At 46.5% G+C, this 21064-nt stretch carries 24 protein-coding genes; 3 read left to right on the top strand and 21 right to left on the bottom strand.

The window, feature by feature from the left end:
* Window positions 1–47: 47 nt before the first annotated feature.
* From BVG16_RS24745 to BVG16_RS24715, 7 genes are all read right to left on the bottom strand, one after another.
* Window positions 48–1244 (bottom strand): M24 family metallopeptidase, encoded by a 1197-nt coding sequence (locus BVG16_RS24745; protein WP_078501876.1) that lies wholly within the window; start codon window positions 1242–1244, stop codon window positions 48–50.
* Between the two features lie 104 nt (window positions 1245–1348).
* Window positions 1349–1540, bottom strand: coding sequence for a hypothetical protein (locus tag BVG16_RS24740; protein WP_078501875.1), 192 nt, complete (start codon window positions 1538–1540; stop codon window positions 1349–1351).
* Between the two features lie 41 nt (window positions 1541–1581).
* Window positions 1582–4869 carry a DUF5704 domain-containing protein gene (locus BVG16_RS24735; RefSeq protein WP_078501874.1) on the bottom strand — a complete coding sequence of 1096 codons (3288 nt, stop codon included), beginning with the start codon at window positions 4867–4869 and terminating at the stop codon, window positions 1582–1584.
* A gap of 4 nt (window positions 4870–4873) precedes the next feature.
* Window positions 4874–5821 (bottom strand): stalk domain-containing protein, encoded by a 948-nt coding sequence (locus BVG16_RS24730; protein WP_078501873.1) that lies wholly within the window; start codon window positions 5819–5821, stop codon window positions 4874–4876.
* A gap of 445 nt (window positions 5822–6266) precedes the next feature.
* Window positions 6267–6893 (bottom strand): MBL fold metallo-hydrolase, encoded by a 627-nt coding sequence (locus BVG16_RS24725; RefSeq protein ID WP_078501872.1) that lies wholly within the window; start codon window positions 6891–6893, stop codon window positions 6267–6269.
* A 3-nt stretch (window positions 6894–6896) separates the two neighbouring features.
* Window positions 6897–7463, bottom strand: a complete 567-nt coding sequence (locus BVG16_RS24720; RefSeq protein WP_078501871.1) for a thioredoxin family protein — start codon at window positions 7461–7463, stop codon at window positions 6897–6899.
* Between the two features lie 47 nt (window positions 7464–7510).
* Window positions 7511–8125, bottom strand: a complete 615-nt coding sequence (locus tag BVG16_RS24715; protein ID WP_078501870.1) for a DedA family protein — start codon at window positions 8123–8125, stop codon at window positions 7511–7513.
* A 146-nt stretch (window positions 8126–8271) separates the two neighbouring features.
* Here BVG16_RS24715 and BVG16_RS24710 point away from each other — a divergent pair, with 146 nt between their 5' ends.
* Window positions 8272–8757, top strand: coding sequence for a cupredoxin domain-containing protein (locus tag BVG16_RS24710; protein ID WP_078501869.1), 486 nt, complete (start codon window positions 8272–8274; stop codon window positions 8755–8757).
* A 78-nt stretch (window positions 8758–8835) separates the two neighbouring features.
* Window positions 8836–9162, top strand: coding sequence for a dehydrogenase (locus BVG16_RS24705; RefSeq protein WP_078501868.1), 327 nt, complete (start codon window positions 8836–8838; stop codon window positions 9160–9162).
* A 65-nt stretch (window positions 9163–9227) separates the two neighbouring features.
* On the opposite strand, the gene BVG16_RS24700 is transcribed toward BVG16_RS24705, so the two are convergent.
* The 8 genes from BVG16_RS24700 to yyaC all read right to left on the bottom strand — a co-directional run bounded on the left by BVG16_RS24700 (window position 9228) and on the right by yyaC (window position 14739).
* A complete protein-coding gene (locus BVG16_RS24700) occupies window positions 9228–9902 on the bottom strand; it encodes a PilZ domain-containing protein (protein ID WP_158081781.1) in 675 nt (224 codons plus the stop codon).
* 49 nt (window positions 9903–9951) lie between these two features.
* Window positions 9952–11127, bottom strand: a complete 1176-nt coding sequence (locus tag BVG16_RS24695; RefSeq protein ID WP_078501866.1) for a class I SAM-dependent methyltransferase — start codon at window positions 11125–11127, stop codon at window positions 9952–9954.
* Between the two features lie 44 nt (window positions 11128–11171).
* Window positions 11172–11825 (bottom strand): DUF6483 family protein, encoded by a 654-nt coding sequence (locus BVG16_RS24690; RefSeq protein WP_269845614.1) that lies wholly within the window; start codon window positions 11823–11825, stop codon window positions 11172–11174.
* A gap of 24 nt (window positions 11826–11849) precedes the next feature.
* Window positions 11850–12530 (bottom strand): SdpI family protein, encoded by a 681-nt coding sequence (locus tag BVG16_RS24685; protein ID WP_078501864.1) that lies wholly within the window; start codon window positions 12528–12530, stop codon window positions 11850–11852.
* A 13-nt stretch (window positions 12531–12543) separates the two neighbouring features.
* Complete coding sequence (locus BVG16_RS24680; RefSeq protein ID WP_078501863.1) at window positions 12544–12807, bottom strand: autorepressor SdpR family transcription factor; 264 nt, start codon at window positions 12805–12807, stop codon at window positions 12544–12546.
* Between the two features lie 157 nt (window positions 12808–12964).
* Complete coding sequence (locus BVG16_RS24675; RefSeq protein WP_078501862.1) at window positions 12965–13771, bottom strand: alpha/beta fold hydrolase; 807 nt, start codon at window positions 13769–13771, stop codon at window positions 12965–12967.
* 40 nt (window positions 13772–13811) lie between these two features.
* On the bottom strand, window positions 13812–14069 hold the full coding sequence (locus BVG16_RS24670; protein ID WP_078501918.1) for a hypothetical protein: 258 nt from the start codon (window positions 14067–14069) through the stop codon (window positions 13812–13814).
* A 139-nt stretch (window positions 14070–14208) separates the two neighbouring features.
* Window positions 14209–14739, bottom strand: coding sequence for a spore protease YyaC (gene yyaC / locus BVG16_RS24665; protein WP_078501861.1), 531 nt, complete (start codon window positions 14737–14739; stop codon window positions 14209–14211).
* Window positions 14740–14882: 143 nt separating this feature from the next.
* Here yyaC and BVG16_RS24660 point away from each other — a divergent pair, with 143 nt between their 5' ends.
* Window positions 14883–15107 (top strand): DUF1128 domain-containing protein, encoded by a 225-nt coding sequence (locus BVG16_RS24660; RefSeq protein WP_078501860.1) that lies wholly within the window; start codon window positions 14883–14885, stop codon window positions 15105–15107.
* Window positions 15108–15167: 60 nt separating this feature from the next.
* Here the strand turns inward: BVG16_RS24660 and BVG16_RS24655 are convergent, their stop codons facing one another.
* The 6 genes from BVG16_RS24655 to BVG16_RS24630 form a co-directional block, all read right to left on the bottom strand.
* Complete coding sequence (locus BVG16_RS24655; RefSeq protein ID WP_144027482.1) at window positions 15168–15872, bottom strand: copper homeostasis protein CutC; 705 nt, start codon at window positions 15870–15872, stop codon at window positions 15168–15170.
* Window positions 15869–16864: an asparaginase gene (locus tag BVG16_RS24650; protein WP_078501858.1), complete on the bottom strand. Its 996-nt coding sequence runs from the start codon at window positions 16862–16864 to the stop codon at window positions 15869–15871. The genes BVG16_RS24655 and BVG16_RS24650 overlap by 4 nt, the downstream gene beginning before the upstream one ends.
* A 71-nt stretch (window positions 16865–16935) precedes the next feature.
* Window positions 16936–17802, bottom strand: coding sequence for a hypothetical protein (locus tag BVG16_RS24645; protein WP_078501857.1), 867 nt, complete (start codon window positions 17800–17802; stop codon window positions 16936–16938).
* Between the two features lie 161 nt (window positions 17803–17963).
* On the bottom strand, window positions 17964–18398 hold the full coding sequence (locus BVG16_RS24640) for a MarR family winged helix-turn-helix transcriptional regulator (RefSeq protein ID WP_078501856.1): 435 nt from the start codon (window positions 18396–18398) through the stop codon (window positions 17964–17966).
* 188 nt (window positions 18399–18586) lie between these two features.
* Window positions 18587–19549: a Gfo/Idh/MocA family protein gene (locus BVG16_RS24635; protein WP_078501855.1), complete on the bottom strand. Its 963-nt coding sequence runs from the start codon at window positions 19547–19549 to the stop codon at window positions 18587–18589.
* Window positions 19546–20913, bottom strand: a complete 1368-nt coding sequence (locus tag BVG16_RS24630; protein WP_078501854.1) for an aminotransferase-like domain-containing protein — start codon at window positions 20911–20913, stop codon at window positions 19546–19548. Before BVG16_RS24630 ends, BVG16_RS24635 begins: the two co-directional genes overlap by 4 nt.
* Window positions 20914–21064 lie beyond the last annotated feature (151 nt).

Raw genomic sequence — 21064 nt, 5'->3', positions numbered from 1 at the left:
TCCGTGGTTCTGTGACTCTCAGAACCACGGATGTATCTTAGAAAGGGTTAGATGGTAATGATGCCTTCGCGCGAAATGGTTAGCTTCTCAAACCCTGTATCCGTGATGAGATAGGAATTTTCGATCCCCACCACGCCTCGTCCCGGGAACGTAAATTTCGGTTCAACGGCAATCACCATGCCCGGCTGCAGCGGATAGGCAAAACCTCTCGCGAGTACAGGTAATTCATCAATCTCAAGTCCAATCCCATGACCGAGGAATTTAACTTGATCTGCAGCGAATCCCATGAAGTGGGCTTCGAGTCCGCCTTCCTTGGCCATCTCTAATGCTTGGAAGTAGAGTGTCTCGGCAATCGTTCCAGGCTTCAGCTGCTCTTCTGTTCGGCGAATGATGGCTTCCGATAAGTTATACGCAGTTTGGAGGGCTGCATCTAACTTGCCAATACATAACGTTCGAGTCTGATCGATGACATAACCTTCAATATTACAACCGATATCTAACAGGATTGGCTCGCCTGCAGCTATGGGCTTACGACTTGAGCTCTGGGGAACCGCGGCACTTAAACCTCGTCCACCTGCAGGGCCGTCGAAGTAGGAGGGCTCGGCCGCTGCGGCTCCTGATCCTACCATGCCGGTAATAATCTCTTGATTATAACCGCGCATCCGCATGATGCCGTGGTGACCCTGCATCCGGAACGTATATTCGATCCGGCTCATCAGCTCCAACTCGGTCATGCCCTCGCAGATGTAAGATGCCGCATCTTCGAGTGCGGCATCTGCCAGTTGAGCCGCCTTCCGAATGGCGGCTACCTCGTACGCGGATTTCACCATCCGCGTCTCGCGCACTAGCATGGAGCCGTCCACCCATTGGGTAGACGGCGGAAGGAGTTCGACGAAACGCTGGTACAACTGTACCGGCAGCACGTCGAACTCCGTTGCGAGCACCGGACGGGTGCTCGCAAAAGCGTGCGGGAAGTGAGCCGCCAGCGTTTCGCCGAATTGGCGAAACGAGCCGAGCGGCTCGACCCGCACGTGCGACTCCTGTGCCGCACGCGTTAAGCTGCGGCGCACGAAGTATACCGGCTCGCCTTGCGCCGGGATAAAGGCATACCCGGTCTGCATCGAACCGGTGAAATAATAGAGATCGACATTTTGCGTGATGAGACACCCGTCGATACCTTGTTCAACGCATTTATGCTGTAATCGAGCAATACGATCTTGAATTTCGTGTTGGGGAACGGACATGATGATTACCTCCAATATGGCGCTTGATGAATGATTCTCTCTAATATGTTCGCCTTAGGCAGAGATAATCCCTGTTAGATCCCACAATGAATTGTTCACGATGATTAATCCAGGTGTCCGCCCTCACGATGTTTCGTTAATCGCTCGAACCAAGGTTGTTGAATGCTCCCTCCTTGTTTTCGAACGGAACGCCATGCATCCTGGATGTGTTTATTTCTAGCCGCTTCACTTACTTGGGGTGACATCGTTCTCTTATGCAATCCAGAATCCAAATGCGATGACATCTTCATTCTCATTACTCATCCACCCTTTCAATTTTGACTATACTAACCAGCCGTTAATGTGTTCCACTGCTCTTAAAATCGTCATAAGAGGACTTATCCGCATGATAGAATATGACATCGCCCTCCTTTAATTGAAATGTATGTTGATACGCATCCTTCACCGTTCGTTCGAACCCCTCAAGTCCCCACTGATTCAGGTAAGGGAATGCATTCATCGCAGGTGCATGGATATATTGCAAATGGGGATGATCCACGTCTTTGTTACGAATCGTCTCGATATTAAAATTCACGATAATAAAACCATGCTTCAAAAATATCGGAGACTTCTCATTCAAGGTATGTGTTCTGCCATACTCTGCGAGATTCGTTCCTTTGGGAACCGCATAGACAGCTGCCGGTAGACTATATTCACCATACCACCGTTGCTCTGCTGCAAACGCACGGTTCGCAGATACCGATGCATTACTTGGAATCCCTGCGTTCCCTAAAAATACCCGCAGCTGTTCGGGCAATATCATCCAGGTCCAATTCCCAACCCAGGTTTGTTTCTCCGTCTGTTTCATATATTGAGCTATGAATACCTCACGACTGCCTACATTTCCGCCATTCGAACCTGCCGCATCATAATAATAGGACGCTGTGTCACGCAAGGAATCCAAAGTAACATTACGAAGCCTCTCATTGAGAATGACATATCGTTTCTCCTTGTCTTCCGCCGAACCGATCCGAACAAAATACTTGCTCGCACTATGGTAATACAAATCTATCTCTTGTCTCTTCATCCCATCAGAAGATGCATAATCGAATGTTGGCGTTATCCGGATGCCGTCCCCGCTGCCGAACATATTCCCTTTGGTTTTGAGATCAAATTTGAAGTGGTACCCCGTCTTGACAGCGATATTCTTCATCCCGACCTCCGGGTGGCTCCCTAATCGGATAGGCAATGTAAATGGCTGCAGGTTCCCTCTTCCATTCCCGTCGATGCCTCGTAATCCGACCCAATAGCTATCGCCCGTTGGCAAAGCACTTCCTTGTTGCTTGCGGAACACGGACTCCCAGTTATAATCACCGATATCGGTTATATGGAAATCATAAATTCGTCCAATCACTTCCACAGGCTCCACATCGGTCGCCACATGGTTCGCCAAATCCGTATTCGCTAGCGGCTGTGTCGTAAAATTCGGCGGCGCATTCTCTGCAATACTACGGAACAATACATCATAGCTCCCTTCATCCACCCAGACAGGTAAATAGAACGTTGTCTCTAATTGATGAATAGGAATATCAATCCATGTATGTTGAGGATATAATTGCGTGCGGTTTTCGTTATACACATCAAATGGAAACCACACTTGCTTGTTACGAAAATATTTGGCATAGTCCCGATTCCCATACCCTTGAATATTGAGATGCTGTCCCGATGTCGGCATTCGAATTGTAAATGGACGATCCAGAATAAAGGCTGCACGGTTCATACTCGGAATCGTCTTCTGGTTATGTCCACGGTCATCCGTGACCGATGAATCGTTCACCACAGGCGTATGTAACGTAACTGGATTCATACCAGGAATAGGGAATGCCTTATTATCGCCGCCCTGAATATTACCGCTCATCACATCATAAAAGATGTTCCCCGTACTAACCGTGTCTTTCTTATTCACCTTGCTGCTGCTAATACCATGCCCGGCACTGTATAGAACGTCACGTCCGATCTGCTGCGGCGCTGGAATTTGTCCTGGTCTTGGCCCCGCCTCATTCACTTTCTGATTGCTCATGATCGTCTGACTATTAAAAGTAAGGGAATCATTCTCGACTTGGACTTTGTCTACAACACGTTCCGCTTCCCCTTTAAGGTTCCCTTGATCATTCGGGACACTTGGTTTGTTCCTCCCCCCTGAAATGACTTGTCCCGAAGCTTGCACCTCCGAAGGCGGCGAAGGCGGGTAGAAATTCCCGTTCGTTACAGCCGAATAATTCGGTGGGACATAGCCTGCAGGAAGTATCGTTATGCTTCCGTTGGGGAGTGCATAATTCATCAGATCGGCTTGACGAAGGGCATACACTTCCAAGTTATCGATTTTCCAAAAGGAATAGGGTCTCGCAATGCGATATTCATAGGTCTTGTCTTCCGTCTCTTCTTGAGGATCCGGTTCTCTAGTGGGCCTGCTATCTACTCCTACCGTCGTCTTTCCCGGGTCCCATTTGAGTGTATATTGCTTGGTCACTTGAACCGTAAAAGAGCACTTCCCCGTCATTTGAACAAACCTATCTTGAAATAAATACGCACGAGCAAGCACATTTCCGTACAAACTCTCCGATGTTGGAATCCCTTGAAGAACGTTGAATCTCTCGCTGCCGCGTGCATCCGCTCGGATCATGGCGGATACAGCGGGTTCCATCATGGAACCTGTAATCGTTTGTCCCGGAGCGGGTGTCGTACATTCTGTTTCAGATGGAGGCTCGCAGGGCGAATTAGCACAAGGATCTATCCCGTTCTCGTTGTAATACATGAACAGCGTATATTTCTCAAAAGATCCGTCATACGTAAATGGATACGGACTTCCCTGTGTGATGCTCCCACTGGGTAAATCATTCGTCGTCGATTTCTTGTAGCCAGCATATTGGTAATTCGCGTTGGTAGGAGGAGTAAACGAATAATTCGTTCCGACCGTCATTTCTTCGTTGACCCGTGCCGGAAAAATACGGTCCAGCGATTGCCCCGTCGTCGTAAAGTGCTTCACCGTTAATTGCGTATTTAATTCAATCTTGAAAAGGATGGGTACGTAGATGCGGTAGGCTTCTACGTTGGGAGCACAATCTGGACAAGAAGCCTCTTTTATATCTAAGGGTATACTAGCATCTAATAGCATATTTACTGTCATAGGAATTGTAGTAGTATCAGTACCAATCCCTTGTTTCTGGAAAGGCCTAATATCACTATTTTGAGTACCAGTACTTATAGCATCACTGTATTCCTCATAATTATCATTACGTGATCCTTCAAAATATTTATTTGTAATGTCAGATTGCCTATAAATTGATGCTTCTAGATTTTTTATTTTTCTACCTGGAAATTGAAACTTATAAGTGAATGTAGCTTCCCCATGCATTCCTCGATTGGGTTGTTTCCCTTCACCAGTCCAATTCCCCGCACTATCCTTCCACATATCATAGTAGTAAAAACCCACAAAATAACGGTAGTTATTCTCCGCATAATATTTCAATGGAGTTATGTCAGTTGCTGCATTAGCCATATTTATGCCAGGAAATACGGCAATAAATTGAAGAGAAAATATAATGATTAGCGAAATAATGAAGCCATGGTGGATTCTACGCCCCATCTTCTTAATTACCCTTCCATGGATTAACCATCAATGTAAGATAATCATCACTTCCTCCCCTAAACCCTATGAATTGGACATCTTTTAATTTCAGGTTTTTATAATCTTTTATTCCATCTAAAGTGCCATCAGCAGCAGACCAGACTTTATAGAAGCAGGTTTTTGTTCCATCACCGTGATTAATGGTCATATCAGGTATTGGATTTCTAAACCGTACATCATTTTTATCTGTTAAATAATAAATATTTCCTGCACCAGATTTTGTCTTTGCTCTGATCTTGATATACGTATTTTTTGTTTTAGAATCAAGGTACTCTTCTACGGAATAAACTTCTTTTAGCAACGATGTAGGTAAATCAGAAATCTTAAATACTAATGCTTCCTTGTACTCCTTTTCGTATTGGTTCTTCAACAAATACGGTTTCTTCGTAAACCACTTCTTATACGGCGCCACGTCCACCGGTTTAATGCCGATCTCCTCCAACGTCGGAGCATCCTTCCTCCCGATCCATACCCATCTGCTTACCTTGTCCCATTCCACGGTCTGTCCAAGTCCTTCACTCACCAAGCGCAGCGGGACGAATGTCCGGTTCTGGTTCAAGATGATCTTGGTACCGTAGCTTTTAGATGCCCCATCCACTGTAGCCATGGCTTGTCCTACGGTCATTTGCACCGTATGGTCACCATTTTTAAGATCCACGACCATCGTCCCCGCGACTTTATTCCACCCCACCTTTGCACCCAAGGCTTCGGAGACGAAACGTATGGGCAACATGACACTACCTTGACCATCTTGGAATGGTTGGGCATCAGGGAAACTCATCTTCCTTGCATCGAGCAATACCTCAATCGCGTTCTTGCTCCCTGCAGCTGAAATAGGTGCAGCAATACTACCCAGTACACCGCTTGCAAGAACCACTATCATGATGAGCGATACGATTAATTTCCTCATAAATCAGAACCTCCCTCAATATGTACGAACGTAATTAGCTATTAAACGCCTTTTCTCTTCATTTCCTCTCCCTTTCAATCTTCAATTCCCTTCCTGCAATCCTAGTTCATACCTCCTTTCCTAATTTAAGGTATATTTTACCACGTTGTTAATTGTCGTATAGGAGCGAATGATGGCGAAACAGTTAAAAAGACCGATGACACACAGCTCGCCATCGGTTCTTGAGGTTCCACGAAGCCCCCCCCTTCGCGATGCTATGTACGCTTTATGAAGCAGAATTACCCCTTGTTCACGGTCTCTAACTTGAAATTTGGGCAAAAAAAGAACGCAAACCGGGAGCTATCTCCTCAGCTTGCGTGCTTCGCAAACGTTATACTTTCAATTGACTACATTATATCAGAACCTGGTACTATGGTCTATAGCTTTTGTCGATTTTTGTAAATCATTACACATGCGGGTTATTTGCTCGTTCGAATCCGATCGTCGTGCGTTGTCCATGACCTGGATATACTTTCACCGCATCGTCGAGTTTAAATAACTTATTGTGGATCGAATCGAATAAATCGTTCTGACGCCCCCCTGGTAAATCTGTACGGCCAACGGACAGTTTAAAGAGTACGTCCCCGCCGAACAAATCATTCCCGCACAAGAAGCTCACGCTACCCGGTGAATGCCCTGGTGTATGCATCACTTGGAATGTATGACCGATCATCTCTAACGTCTGACGGTCTTCAAGCGCATATTCGGCAGGATCCGTCGTTAACGGCGGGGAAACCTGCGGCCACAAAAGCGATCCATTCAGCTTCGGATTCGTAAGCCATTCGGCTTCCAAATCATGCAGATATACCGGGCAATTCTTCAGCTTCCGAACTTCATCGACGCCACCCATATGATCGAAATGCGCGTGGGTAAGCAGGATCGCTTCCACATCAAGATCTTGAATGCGACGCAGTAACGGAGCCGGATTCATACCCGGGTCAATGACAAGCGCCTTGTTGGTGTCCGTATTCACGAGCAGATAACAATTCGTCTCTAACGGACCTAGTTGAAAGGATTCAATCTTTAACATGATGTATTACACTCCTGCCAGCAATTCACGGAACTCAGCTGCGATAACCGCATGGTAGCCCGTTCCTTCGCCATATTCTTTCATCATTTTCTCACGAACTACTTGAATCTTCTCGTTATAATCTGCGGCTTCACGATCTGGATTCTCACGTTTGAATTCATTCATATGTGCTTGTACTTTCGTTGGACGTGGACCCCATTGGCCGAGTACATAGCCGCCAGTATCCGCAATAATAACAACCGGTACGGAACGGCCACCATTTGTTAGGAATTGATCCATTAAATCTGGATGTTGTTCCATAATGAATACTTCGGTTGGAATTCCTGCAGTCTCCATGAGATGAAACACGACAGGCACATTGCGTACAACGTCTCCGCACCAGTCAGCCGCTAAGATCAAGCATCTAAGATCATCACGATTGTTCAGGGATTCGAAGAATTCCTGGTCCTCTGTATTCGCCCAAGCAAATTGGTCATACCAAGATTGAAAAGTATCTTGATTCTTCCTCATCCCTTGCATAAATGCTAACGGTGAAATCCCGCTGCGCAGTTTGCCCGATACGTTTTTGCTCATTTCATACGCCTCTTTCTATTATTTATTTGGAATCAATAACTTATACTTTATGATTGTTTCACGCGTGTACGTGAACGCCAGATCTTGATGACGATATATACGATCAGAAGCGCAATCGCAATTAAAATGGCAGGCTGCACATAAGGACCTGCTTTCTCGCTGACACTCTGCCATTGATCTCCAAGTTTCCATCCTAGGAACACGAACAGTAATGACCAAGGAATCGATGCCAGTGCCGTTAACAAGGTGAACAACCAGAAGTTCATTCGTGCCATCCCTGCTGGAATGGATACAATCTGACGCATAACCGGAATAAATCGACCTGTGAACACGATACCGGCTCCATACTTATTGAACCAGCCTTCTGCAGTATCTAAATTCTTTTTACTGACTTTTAAATATTTGCCATATTTCTCAAAGAACGGACGACCCGCATAACGGCCGATGGCATACAAAATCCAGTTCTGTGCAATGGCCCCGATCGTTCCGAAAATCACCGCTCCAGTAAAGGAAATATCACCTATGGATACCAAATACCCTCCATAAGCCAGCACAATTTCACTCGGAATCACTTCGAGCATTAAACCTAATACAATACCGAAATAACCCAAACCTTGGACCCAGCTAAAAATCTGATTAATGATTTCGTGAATATAATCCATTTGCCTCTTTGCTCTCTCCATTCCTAAAATTATTTCTAAATTTATCTTATTCTACCACATGGGTGGACATGACTTCTAGTTCGCTGTCATGGCTTGGCCCCCTCGTGCATACACTTGTCTCAAACCAATCCGTCGAGGTGAATGATATGTCAAGATTTTGGATTATTAGTAAACGTCAGATTCAGTGGTTCGCGGTAGCCATGTTCGCCGTCATGCTCACCATTGCTTATTTACGATGGGAGCAGTCCAAACCCGTTGCATCTGCTCTGCAAGATGAGCGAATCATTAACATTGTTACGGGAGAATTCAAGACCAAAACCGCTGCCGGAAAAGAAATCGAAGTCTATCGTTGGGATCCAGGCACCGTCTTCGCTAAGGCCGGAGAGAATATCAAACTTAGCATTTTCGGCGTAAATGGCGCACATCATCAATTCTACATCGAAGGAACCGAAATTCGCGGGGAAGTGATGAAAGGGAAAGAAACCGTCGTACACTTCACACCGACCAAAAAAGGAATTTACCGTCTCATCTGCACAACACATCCCGGTCATAACTCCAAGACAGATAGCACCGTAAAAGAAGGCGACACATCCGCCGAAGCGCCTATGATTGGGTATATTGTTGTCGAATAGCCTGTATGTGAAAAACGGTGCTTAGTTTCCTCTCCACTCTTGCCTGCATACATTGGTAGGGAGAGGAGTCGATGCCCCGTGGCGAATCCGAACACAGCCAAGCATACCGAGAAGCATCAGAGCAATCTACCATCCGCACGAAAGATCCGAAGAGCTTGCAACAATGAGCTCTACCGCGCAGTGAAGCGTATGAAAGTATGGATTCCCGAGGAATCCATGAAGCAAGGCGAAGAACTCTACTACAAGAAGGTCATTCTCAACCTCATCTGGATCCATGAGCATAGCAGCAATCGTAAGCTGTTGTCGGACTGGTGGGATGAGAACGTCTGCGAGGAATTAGCAACGCTATGGGATGTGGATCGCGACAAGCTATCACGCGCTTTTCGTGAAGCATTTGGCGGATGAACACAAAAACAGGTAGTCGTCGTCCACGGGACGATGCTACCTGTAGCATAGTATAAACTCATTTTTTAGAGAGAAAAGTACTTCTCTTTGCTCTTGCGTTCATAGTGATTCTCAATTTGCTGCTTCAAGATATAGGCCCGTAAATTTCGAAGATATTCTTCAGAGACATTCAGCAATTCAGCTCCATAAAACATCCCCTCACCCGATTCGGATGACCTTACAATGCGGAACGTACACGGGAATAAGAAGCCAAGATCTAACTCCGCCTGTAACTTCGTATGCACCTGAAAGGTTCTCTCCTCAAAGAGTGTAAATCCAAGCCCCTCGACACTGATATTTTTCAAATTAAAAAAAATAGGGTCTTCTAAAGGGACTGGTGCAAGTTCATGCACAAGCGTATGGATATGTCCTCCCTTATTCGATGCAATGCGAGGGTACTTACGCTTGTCTTCAAACTTACTGAGATTATTGGGCGGATGGATAATCAGAATAGCTCCCTCGTATTTCGCAATGACCGTAGATTGAATGATATGTATGCCCACAGGGGAATAAATCGTCATCTTGACCGCTTCACCCAACTGAAAATGGTCATACTCCGCAATTTCAATCTCAATCAAATCGCCTTCCGCATGCGTGAGCACGCCAGTAGAGACAAAATCCTTGCGCTCCACCACGGTTCTACAATCCAATATCGCAGTAAGGGATGCATATTCCCGTTCCTTGTTATATCGCTCTATCACCCTGCTGTCGCTCCCTTCAATCATTTATTCATCCATGAGAACCCTTTCCTTAGCTCCGAAAAGGTTCCAATAGATCTGAGCATGCCCGTTCAAGGTATGGCGAAATATGGAGGAAATCCCGGTACTGCTCATACTCTGTAATCAGATCTTGAACACTTCCTGGAACGTTACCTTTCACCGCGCGAATCAGAATATTTTTCGGCGTATGCTCCATGTCGATAAACTCCAACAATTGTGTGCGATACCCTAGAATCTCTAACAACTTGGCACGTGCTGCATCCGTTGCTAGCGCGGAGAATCGCTCCTTCAAAATACCGTGAGATAATAAAGGCGACAGCGCCGGGTTACTCACCTGTTTGAACAGCTCATGCTGACAGCAAGGTACAGATAAAATGACACTAGCTCCCCAACGAACAGCCTTTTCTAAGGCTGCATCCGTCGCTGTATCACAGGCATGCAAAGTGACGACCATATCGACCTGCTTGAGTTCATTATAATCGGCGATATCGCCCACGAGAAAACGCAGCTGGTTGTAGTCGAGACGCGATGCTAACTGTTGGCAATGTTCAATAACATCTTTTTTCAAATCCAAGCCTACTACATTGAGCGTCATCCCCTGCTGTACGGCCAGATAATGATACAATGCAAACGTTAAGTAGGACTTGCCGCAGCCAAAATCAACAATCGTAACGGTCCGATCCTTCGGCAAATTCGGAAGAACGTCTTGAATCATTTCAAGGAACCGATTAATTTGACGGAACTTATCGTACTTTTTCGCAAGCACCTTACCATCGGTATTCATAATTCCGAGTTCGATTAAGAACGGAACCGGCTCGCCTTCTTCCAAGACATATTGCTTCTTGCGATTATGCGTCAGATTCACTTTCGCCGCAGCCGTCTGCTTCTTAAGCACGGATACTTTGTTCTTCTTGGAGAGCAGAACCTGATACTCTTCCGAAGTCGTCCGAATCAATCCTTGACGGAATGTATCCTCGAACAATGTTGCCATCCGAGCACCCGCTTCCGAAGCAAGTACATTCTCATGGGCCACTTTATTGGCATAGTGATATTCAAATTGGATATAGATCTCCTGACGCAGTTGAATTGGCTTGATCAGGACTTTGGTATAACTATCTGGTTCTTTGCGTCTGCGTTGACTTAACGTGCCCGAAACAAGCGTTCCTTGACGTACAATCCCCTCTAGCAGCTCAAGCAAAGATTCCATGGTGTAAGTTGCGTTAGACAAAACAATAAGCCTCCATTCGTTCGTTAAACCTCTCGATGCTGCTGAAGCTGGGATAGACCCTGCAGCACTTCTCCGCGCGGTAAACCGCCTTTTTCCAGTGCCTCATCTGTCTGTTCTAGCAATCGATGATAAAATGCAATACCTTCTTCGGTGACATCGATCTGACGATCTCGTATATAGAATAAATGATCTTCGGCCTTCGCATAATTGCCAACCGACTCATAGTACGTCCATAAGACTTGGTGCAAGCTGACAGCCATCCCTTTTCCCTGTAATAATTCGATCAGTTGGTTCATTTCATCATGCGTCTGAATCCACTTCACGGGAGCCCCATGTACGGATGCATACGCCAATAAATGTAATGCCTTCATGCGGCGAACCGTCGCCTGTGCAGGGTCATTCTTCGCCTCATCGATAAGTGCTTGTTCCTTCAGGAGCAGCGCAACACCCTGTACACGATCGGACTCCAATACGCCGTTAAAGGTGAACATCGTAATCAAATCTTCTGGTGAGAGCGAATGGATTAAGGGTCCACTAAGCCGAAATCGCCGTTGAAAAAGGTCATCGATTTCCCATTCGGCTTCAGTCAGCTTATTCTCTTGACGGAGCCCCATCGCTTTTCCAAGCACACTTGTCATATCTTCAATCAGTCGCACAAGATAATCTCTTGAGAACACGGTCTCACCTGCTTTTTCTACGATTTATGAAGACTGTCCGGTCTTTCGATACATCAGGTAGGAGTATATCATCGGTACTAGCGTACTTAAGATCAAATTAAGAATAAGGATCGGTATAAATAACGCTGCCGGAAGAAACAGAGCGACCAAGAACAGAATGCCGGCAATAAACCAACATCTGCCCGCGACACGGTGTGTTTTGCGCCAGACATCTTCATTTGCAAGCGTCCATGGCGTTCGTATCCCGATGAAATAATTAAACCGAATTTTACCCATTCGATTCCCCATAATAAGCCATAACATCCCTAGTGCAAATAGGAGCACAAAATTCATGGAGACGGGATACCCTAAATTATACGCAACTCCTGCCCCAAAAATAAAGTGGATGAATACAACCGTCGCCCACCGAAAAGTCTCGAACGTAGATTCGAACTTCAGATAATTCGATTTTCTAGGATCTAGATTACGTGTAAACTTCGTCGTCACGGGAAGAATCAACGCAATTCCGCCATACAGTAGCCAAAAACTCCACTTACTCATCGTCCGGATCGGATCACCGACCATATTGAATTTAGAGACCACTTGATCCGGCAATTGCGGATAAAAAATGGATGCGATACCGAACAATACCAATGAAACTGCAACAATCCACGAATCTTTGTGATCCCACGCTTTACTGTTATTCTCTTTCTCACGCGTATTCATAACGAACAGCCTCCTAATTGTTCTTCTGAATCATATGCAGGAACCATCCCAGCGCTTCTTGCATGACTGATGTATTCAGAGAATAGATGATATTCTGACCCTGTCTCTCATCAATAATCAACTGCGCTTGCTTCAAAATATTCAGATGGTGCGATATGCTTGGCTTCTTCATGGAAAAATGGTCTGCAATTTCACCAGCAGACATATCCCGCTCTTTGAGCAGCATAAGAATTTGTCGTCGAGTCGGATCGGCTAGTGCTTTGAAGGCATCGTTCACGAAAGACGCACCTCCACTTCTTAGATATTTAGGAAATCATCTAAATGTAGTGTATGTGAATACATAAAATAATGTCAATGTCAGTCGCCTAATAGAAAACGCCTACACATCCCAAGACAGGAGGGTAAGCGTGACTTCTAGGCTTCTCATTGGAGGATCAAGACACCGTCTTGTTGATTCCCTGTACAAAATGATGAATAACCTCAATCAATGCATCAGGTGATTCCATCATGCTCATATGACCCGCCGCAGAAATGACCGCTTGTTGAATATGTGAACCGGTCACCGTAAATGACTTTTCCGGAGGAACGATCTGATCTGCTTCTCCTGCGACTAACAAGACGGGAAGTGGAGTGGACGCCAGTACATGATTCCGATCCGGTCTTTCACGCATCGCAAGACTTGCTCCCATGGCACCTTCCGGCAGTGTTTGATACCCTATTTGCTTACTATGCTCCACAAGTTCCGGCATGGATTGCACATGGTCTGGCGCAAATAACTTCGGAATAAGACCGTCCACAAAAGGGACAATGCCTTCCTCTTGAATCGTCTTAACTGCTTTTAGCCGATTCTCCTTCGCGGCCTCCGCATCGGGATTCGCGGTTGAATGAACCAGGGAGAAGCCCTGTAATCGTTCTGCCGCTTGTTCCGCAAGCGCTAATGTGATATATCCACCGAGGGAGTGGCCGAATACGATGGCTCGTTCTATCTGAAGCTCGTCCATGAGTTGAACCACATCCTGTGCCATATCTTCAATACGGAACGAGGGATTTATGATTTGTGATTGACCATGTCCGCGCAAATCCGGCGTGATTACACGATACTGGCGTGCGAGCTCAGGTACTACGCTTGTCCAATAATCAGAACTGCCGCAAAAGCCATGCAATAACACGATTGGTTGTCCTTGTCCCTGCTCTTTATAAAATAAACCCTGCGGCGTTGTTCCTTGCTTCATTTCTGTCATAAGATCATTTCCTCTCTTCAGGTCATCTAGGCGCTTTCGTCTAAGAGGTCAGCCTCACGCTGCGCGTCTGATTGTATTCAACCTCTTGCACGGGATCCGATACAATCATCAGTTTATCTCCCCGCATATCATCCCAGAAACATTCCACGCCTTTCCCCTTCGCCGTGCCCCCGAACATCTTGCACCCAACACAGTATTTCATTAATTGTTCTTCATTAAACTGTACTACTTTATTTCGCATGCAACAATAGACTTGTCCACCTGCATTTTTTAAATTCACATGATTAATGTAGGCCATCTTGATCGCTCCCATCTTCATCCTAGTCCGTTATTGAAAGAATACCTACATTATATGAGGTCTGTATTAAAAAGAGACTCGAAATTTGTAAACATGCAAAAAAAAGTTCACTTCCTTCGATACGAAGAATGTGAACCTTCTACAATGGGCTTAATCCTGCTTCAATAGCATATTCAATCTGCTGCGCCATCTGCATCACTTTATACAACGAAGTCATCTGCAGCGTCCAATACGGCTTGGGGCCGCTGACATTGACAACAGCTGCGATGCTATAGTGCCCCACTGCCGGAAGACGACCGCCTACCGATTCCGCAGGCTGCAGCGGCTGCTTGGACACCAAATAATGTCCTACCATCGCGGGTTGCCCTAAGCAAGCATCAATCGCAATGACAATATGATCTGCTGGAATTCCGCGCAACCGTGCTTCCAAATTCGTCGCATCACAGGGATGAGCCAACGTTCCAACCACTTGGGTGAACCCCCTCAGCTCCAAAGCCGTACCTAACAAGGGCCCTAGTGCATCGCCTGTGGATCGATCCGTTCCAATGCAGACGAATGTAATCTGTTCCAAGGCATGCGACTCGAACACGGACCGAAAAAAATGAGGCAATTCCGACGCATTCCTCTTCTGACGCAAACGGATCGACGAATTCGACTCCAGCTCCCGCATCCTCCTCACAACCTCTCCTTCTGATTTGACTGCTCACGATTTGTTATGATTGTAACCGAACAATCCCTTACAGGCAATTTTTGTTTCATGATGGATTTGAATCATGCTACAATAGGTTCATTGAAACAGAGAGGATGAAGAACGTGGATCTTACACAACCAACGCAAGAAAACGTAGAATATATGATTGAAGCGATTAAAATAAAGCTAAAAATGGCTACAGCTGCAGCAATGCAAGCCTCATCCTTCTCGGTTGATCAGTACGAAGATATTCAAGAATTGTACGATATTATCAGCAGCAAGCAGAACTTCAGCATTAGCGAAGTGGAAGCACTCGTGTCCGAACTAGGTAAACTAAGAAAAGCGTAACCAAGCAAAACACAAAACACGCACCCCGCGCCTGATATAGGCTGCGATGTGCGTGTTTTTTCAACCCTGTAAAATAGAACGAACCTCCGTCATGCGCATAAGGTCAATCGGAGCTAACGATTTCCCTTCTTCGCGTACGCCAGATCCAAAATGGACTTGCTGGACACCTGTAAAGTCGAGGAAAGCCCGCAGCTCATCCCGATTCGGCGATAAACCACTGCCCGCAAGAATGGAACAATGCGTTCCAGCGCTGCGCGCAACGAGCATCTGGATTTGCTCAGCCGCATCCAAGACACGCGGTTGCCCGCCCGATGTCAAGATCGTCGTGATTTGCGGGTAGGCTAGCAATTGGTCAAGCGCTGCTGCCTGGTTCTTGACTTCATCAAAAGCGCGATGAAACGTCATCCGCATATCCCCGGCGCGATCCAAAACGCGTTGCAATAACCGGGTATCAATCTCGCCCTTCGGCGTTAATGCCCCGAATACAATCGCATTCGCACCTGCGCGGCGAATACGCCTTACTTCCGATAGCAACGTCTGGATATCTTCCTTGTCATAGACAAAGGATCGGCTGTGCGGACGCAGCATCACGTTCACGGGAATGGAAACGGACTTCACCGCCTCCTCGATTAACCCGATCGAAGGGGTCAGCCCACCTTCATTCATCGCGGTGATAAGCTCAATCCGATCGGCACCATACGCCGCGGCCGCCTTCACCTCCGCTAAGGTCGTCGCAATCACTTCCAAGATCACTTTGCTGCTCACAGATGAAATACCTCCTTGGTATGCCCTACGATCTTACCCGCATCATTTCGGATTGCCGAAGGAAACCGCTCACGAATGCGATGGATCGTCTGTTGGTTGGCGTATCCGATTTGTTCGAGAATAGAGACAACGATATGTGCCCACTCTTCATCAGAGCCGTCCACGATTTTAAAGGCAAATCCGAGCTGTTCTTGTCGGAGGCTGAATCCGTAAATGCCTTTGAATCCGCCCTTCGCGATAATATTCGTATCTTCCATAAGGGTTGTACAAATACGATTCGTACCCGATACCATCTCCGGATGTGCGTGCATGGCTGCCGTAATCTTCTGTACAGCTTCTCTTGTCTTCTCGTCCTCGATCAATTCGGGGCAAGACAGCTTCAAATAAGCTCTGGCGATATGTTTTAAAGGCAATGCAAACACGGGTAATCCGCATCCGTCTGTTCCACGAGCAATCTGATCCGCAGGCAGTTCCGCCATCATCGATAAGGTCTCCACAATCTCTTGTTGAACCGGATGACCAGGATCCTCATACCCTTCCAACGGGTAACCCATCAGCTTGCAATAAGATAACACCCCGAAATGCTTCCCAGAACAGTTATGATATACGCGCTGCTCATGACCTTGATTGCGGATGATTTGTTCCCTGGAGCCGCGATGCATCGGGTAGCTCTCCGCACAGACCAAGTTCGATTGCTCGAGTCCCGTATGGTCCATGAGATGCGACAAAGTTTCTAAATGAAAAGACTCTCCCCGATGGGAAGCCGTCATGATCGCTATTTCTTGATCTGTAAGTTCATACGCTTCCTTAATGCCTGCGCGTACACCTGGAATCGCTTGGAACGGCTTGCCTGCCGAACGCAAGAATGCGACAAAGTCCGCATCCCCTACTTCATATTTCACCTGACCGTCGGGACCAACGCCGCAAATATGTCCGCGATGCAGGCATTCTAACGTTTCATTACGATATTCTTCTACAAGTACTTGTTCCATGTTGCCTGTTCCTCCCGTTCCTTACACTCTCCAGAAACGATTATACACCATATCGCAAGCTTTTACTTATGTCACAGGAATGCTTTCTGCATGTAGACATGTAAAAGCTTCCACTTCCCTTTCTCCCATGTCCACACTGATTGCACGAGAGCAACCGGATCTTCTTTATTTAATCCATGCACGATCTGCACCCCTGCCAAATCCATCGTCCTTTTCTTGTTCCAGTTCACCAGATTCAGCATATGATAGGGCGTCGTTGTGAATGAAGTATCAGGTTGCAGTTGCAGCAATTTTCCTTCCTTATAATACCCTGCCGCATCATATTTCTTCTTCCGATCTGTGATGTCTATGGTGAGAGGTTGAGCATCCCCTGCACGAAGGCTCACGGCGTAGTTTTCTTCCAGCTTCGCATCCACTTGAAGGGGCTGTGGCGTAGGCAGGCTCACAACTTCATGATTTCGAATCGTATACAAATGATAGTTCGATTTCGCAGCCCGATGACTCGCTGTGGGGAGCTGGACAAGCACATCGTTTTTGTGGTCCCCATTGAGGTCGCCGATTTGCATCCTTGGGTGATATCCTCCCTGGATATACGTTACGCTGCTTCGATTCGCTTTGACATCTTTCCATATGAGATAGACAAGCTGACAGTAGCTTGAACGTGGATTTTCCTGCATGCCCAAAAGCCCGATTTGCTCAGGTTCTCTATCCCCTGTAATATCGAATGCTGCAGTATGCAACCATGTCAAATGACGTAATGCATTGAGCTGCGGGTGATCGGGTATCGACATCGAAGGCGGCTCCTGTTCCTTGGATACATGCTCGATAGGAAGTCTTTCCTTTACAGAGGCTGCGCGCACGAATGAACTATCGTATTGCATCGCAATCGTCAGAAGACTACACATCACGAGGACCATTTTAAACGGGATACTTACCATGGTGCACATCCTTTATTATCAAAATGAATTCTGGATTAGGATGGCAATTTTTTCTACTTAATATGTATAGACATGCCAAAAAGCCCTTACTGTATGAATACGAATTCATCACAGCAAAGGCTAATCATTTATCGGCCTTCATCCTATTTCGCCTTCTTCCGTTATGCTTTAGGATCGGTATTGTCTATGATTTGTTTGAATAAATTCGTTAATCGAATGACATCATCATCGGACACGCCAGCAAAAAAACGAGTCAAGAGCTCTTTGCGCCGTTCCGTAATTTCCTTCATCATATTCGTGCCCTTCTCCGTAATCTTCAAATAGACGACACGGCGATCATGATCGTCTCTCGTACGCTCGGCATATTCGCCTTGAATCAGCTTGTCGGAGCAGCCCGTCACAGCACCTGCCGTAATATGAATCGCCTCGGCGAGATCAGACACTTTCATCGGACCTTCCGTGGTCAATTTATCTAGAATCAAGTACTGGGACTTGGAAAGCTCACTATGCACCTGTCTCGACCATTCAGACTGGACTTTTCTCATGAACTGCCTAAAGTGATTTTCAAGAATGATGATATTCTCTCGATTAGCCATGATCGTCTCCTTTAACCTCAAATTTGTATGCTTAAATTTTAAAATAGTATATGACTTTTTGTTTGGCATGGTCAAGACGGCTTCGCATGGTAATCAAGGCGTTTTTCCAACAATTGCGGATGAACTGTGATCCTATAAAGAACCCGCTCAGTCCTTGTGTGCGAAGCGGGCTCTTCTTATGTGTTATTTTACAAGACAACAGGCAGCCCTGATTGTGCTGACCGTAATGCCGCTGTTGCAATACGCTGCGTAAGAATCGCATCCGCATACGTAGACCGAATGAACTGCGTATCTCCCGTACGAACAGCATGTATAAATGCCTCATTCTCTTTGATATACGGATTCGACTGATTATGATAGGTCACGTTCTGCCCCACCGTCGATGCCGTCACCCCGTTATGATTCACCTCAAGCACACCAAGATCTGTATAAATCTGCAACCCCGATCGATCAGACTTCGGCAGCATGCACGTATTTGAAATATTCGCCACCGCACCGCTCGCCAGCTTCAAGGTAACGGTCCCAACATCATCCACGGTCACACCTTCTTCGATGGTGTTCATGTGACGCAAAGCCGTCGCTGCGTACACTTCCGTGACTTCCCCTAAGGTATAGCGCAGCAAATCGACGATATGCGTTGTCTGTTCAAGGAACTGTCCGCCAGAACCCTCTTGCTTGCGCCACCAAGCTACACGCGGCATATCCCCTAGCCAAGTCCCGAGGGCCATGCCGACAGTCCGGCCTTTCAGAAGTTCAAGCAGCTTTTCTGCGCCATCCGTATAGCGAAAATGATATCCGACTGACGTAATCAATCCGCTTTGTTGAAGCTGGTGCTGAATTTGTGCGGGCAATTCCTCATCTAGCGCAATGGGTTTCTCGATAAAAAAGGGAATTTGGCGGGCAACAACAGCGCGTTCAATGGCTCCATGCGCAAATGGGGGAACACAGATGTATACCGCGTCCAACTTCTCTTGTTCCAGCATCTCTTCGACATCCGCATAGGACGCAGCGTTTCTTCGCTGACTCGCAAAATGTTCTGCCTTCGCTTGGCTCGTACCGCATACCGCCGCAACTTGTACACCTTCCATTTGCTCCAGCAGGTCGCAGTGCATATCCGCGAACCAGCCCGTACCGATCATCCCAATCTTCATAATCGTTTCCTCCCCGCATTTTGATTCGCCTTTTTGATCTCCTCCAGCAAAGTGTATACGCTAGCCGATATAACATCCTTATGCACACGTGTAATGCTTAATCGGAGGAATTTATAAGGTGATGCATAATTCGTAAGATAGAATCCTTTGCTATGGACCACCACAATTTCTCTCCCAGCTAATCGCCGAATCAATTGATCCATATTTACTGAGTTCTCCAGCTGAAGCGCGATGTACACACCAGATTGTACCAGGGTCGGTTCAACGATGCCAGAAGCGTTATGCTGAAGCAAAGCATCATTCATCGCCTTCATCCGCGAAGCATACATCTTCACAATCTTATGCTTGTGCCGCTCGAACATGCCGTTCTTGATATAGATTTCGAGCGCTGCTTGGGATAAGAGCGAAGACTCACTATCCGCATATTTTTTATACATTCGAAATGTCGGCAGAAGCAGGCGAGGAACCACGGCTGCCCCGATACGCAACCCCGGGAAAATAATCTTCGAAAAACTCTTCAAATAGATGACATGCTCCGCATCATCGTAGCTATGCAGCGGATGTAATCGGCGTTCACTGCCTAAATCACCCATGTAATCGTCTTCAACAATATAGACATCATATTTCGCTGCCAAGGCTACAATGGCCTTCCGCTCGGCCAGGTTATAGGACACACCTAAAGGATTCTGGTACCTTGGCATCGTAAAGAAGAACTTGATATTGCCGTGCTTAAACAGCTTTTCCAACCGATCCAGGTCAATCCCCTTCGAGGTTCTCAGTATGGATTCAACAGGTGCGCCTTCCATCTCCAAGTAGCGTAGATAGATATCATACCCCGGCTGTTCTACCAGAATAACCGATTTGTGGTTCGGAAAAGGCATCTGTGTCAGAATCATCAACGCTTGCGTCACACCGGATGTAACGACAATCTGATCGGGCTTCGCAAACACCTGATCTGACGCCAGATGCGAGGCGAGCGTATTCCGGAAGCTCTCCAACCCTTGCGAATCACCGTACGTAAACAAGTGATACTGATAGGTATCAATTGCTTTATTCAGACAATGCTGGAAGTCAAGATACGGGAATATATTCAAATCCGGAGATGCTGACGTGAAATCCAGCCGCTCACACTCCCTCACATCCCACTGCTCGCCGCGCTTGTCCACGACATAATAACCGCTCTGGGGCATCGCATATATAGTGTGCTGTCGTTCCAGCTCTGCATAAGCGCGAATGATGGTACTGCGACTGCAATCATAGAGCGATGCAGCTTCTCGAATCGATGGCAGCTTGCGCCCAGGCCCGTATTGACCTGTTCGAATGCGCTCCTCCATATCGGACAGAATCGCCATGTACTTTTGCATAATGGACACCGCTTTTCCGTCTTATAATCATGATCCAGACCCAACTGTACCGATACAATTCAGGTAAATCATGATCGCCAATCGCCAAGATTTAGCGTAATTTCAGTATAACGGTTCCGAGAATGGTTTAACAGAAGATGAATCGTAAATT

The organism is Paenibacillus selenitireducens (genome assembly GCF_002021565.1).
Classification (GTDB): Bacteria; Bacillota; Bacilli; order Paenibacillales; family Paenibacillaceae; genus Paenibacillus_K; species Paenibacillus_K selenitireducens.
This window is presented reverse-complemented; position numbering and strand designations above follow the sequence as displayed.

Bases quoted from the DNA above. Each gene is read 5' to 3' on its own strand.
- BVG16_RS24745 (WP_078501876.1), bottom strand. From the start codon at position 1,244: ATGTCCGTTCCCCAACACGAAATTCAAGATCGTATTGCTCGATTACAG.
- BVG16_RS24740 (WP_078501875.1), bottom strand. From the start codon at position 1,540: ATGAGAATGAAGATGTCATCGCATTTGGATTCTGGATTGCATAAGAGA.
- BVG16_RS24735 (WP_078501874.1), bottom strand. From the start codon at position 4,869: ATGGGGCGTAGAATCCACCATGGCTTCATTATTTCGCTAATCATTATA.
- BVG16_RS24730 (WP_078501873.1), bottom strand. From the start codon at position 5,821: ATGAGGAAATTAATCGTATCGCTCATCATGATAGTGGTTCTTGCAAGC.
- BVG16_RS24720 (WP_078501871.1), bottom strand. From the start codon at position 7,463: ATGAGCAAAAACGTATCGGGCAAACTGCGCAGCGGGATTTCACCGTTA.
- BVG16_RS24715 (WP_078501870.1), bottom strand. From the start codon at position 8,125: ATGGATTATATTCACGAAATCATTAATCAGATTTTTAGCTGGGTCCAA.
- BVG16_RS24710 (WP_078501869.1), top strand. From the start codon at position 8,272: ATGTCAAGATTTTGGATTATTAGTAAACGTCAGATTCAGTGGTTCGCG.
- BVG16_RS24695 (WP_078501866.1), bottom strand. From the start codon at position 11,127: ATGGAATCTTTGCTTGAGCTGCTAGAGGGGATTGTACGTCAAGGAACG.
- BVG16_RS24685 (WP_078501864.1), bottom strand. From the start codon at position 12,530: ATGAATACGCGTGAGAAAGAGAATAACAGTAAAGCGTGGGATCACAAA.
- BVG16_RS24675 (WP_078501862.1), bottom strand. From the start codon at position 13,771: ATGACAGAAATGAAGCAAGGAACAACGCCGCAGGGTTTATTTTATAAA.
- BVG16_RS24670 (WP_078501918.1), bottom strand. From the start codon at position 14,069: ATGGCCTACATTAATCATGTGAATTTAAAAAATGCAGGTGGACAAGTC.
- yyaC (WP_078501861.1), bottom strand. From the start codon at position 14,739: ATGCGGGAGCTGGAGTCGAATTCGTCGATCCGTTTGCGTCAGAAGAGG.
- BVG16_RS24650 (WP_078501858.1), bottom strand. From the start codon at position 16,864: ATGGAACAAGTACTTGTAGAAGAATATCGTAATGAAACGTTAGAATGC.
- BVG16_RS24645 (WP_078501857.1), bottom strand. From the start codon at position 17,802: ATGGTAAGTATCCCGTTTAAAATGGTCCTCGTGATGTGTAGTCTTCTG.
- BVG16_RS24640 (WP_078501856.1), bottom strand. From the start codon at position 18,398: ATGGCTAATCGAGAGAATATCATCATTCTTGAAAATCACTTTAGGCAG.
- BVG16_RS24635 (WP_078501855.1), bottom strand. From the start codon at position 19,549: ATGAAGATTGGGATGATCGGTACGGGCTGGTTCGCGGATATGCACTGC.
- BVG16_RS24630 (WP_078501854.1), bottom strand. From the start codon at position 20,913: ATGCAAAAGTACATGGCGATTCTGTCCGATATGGAGGAGCGCATTCGA.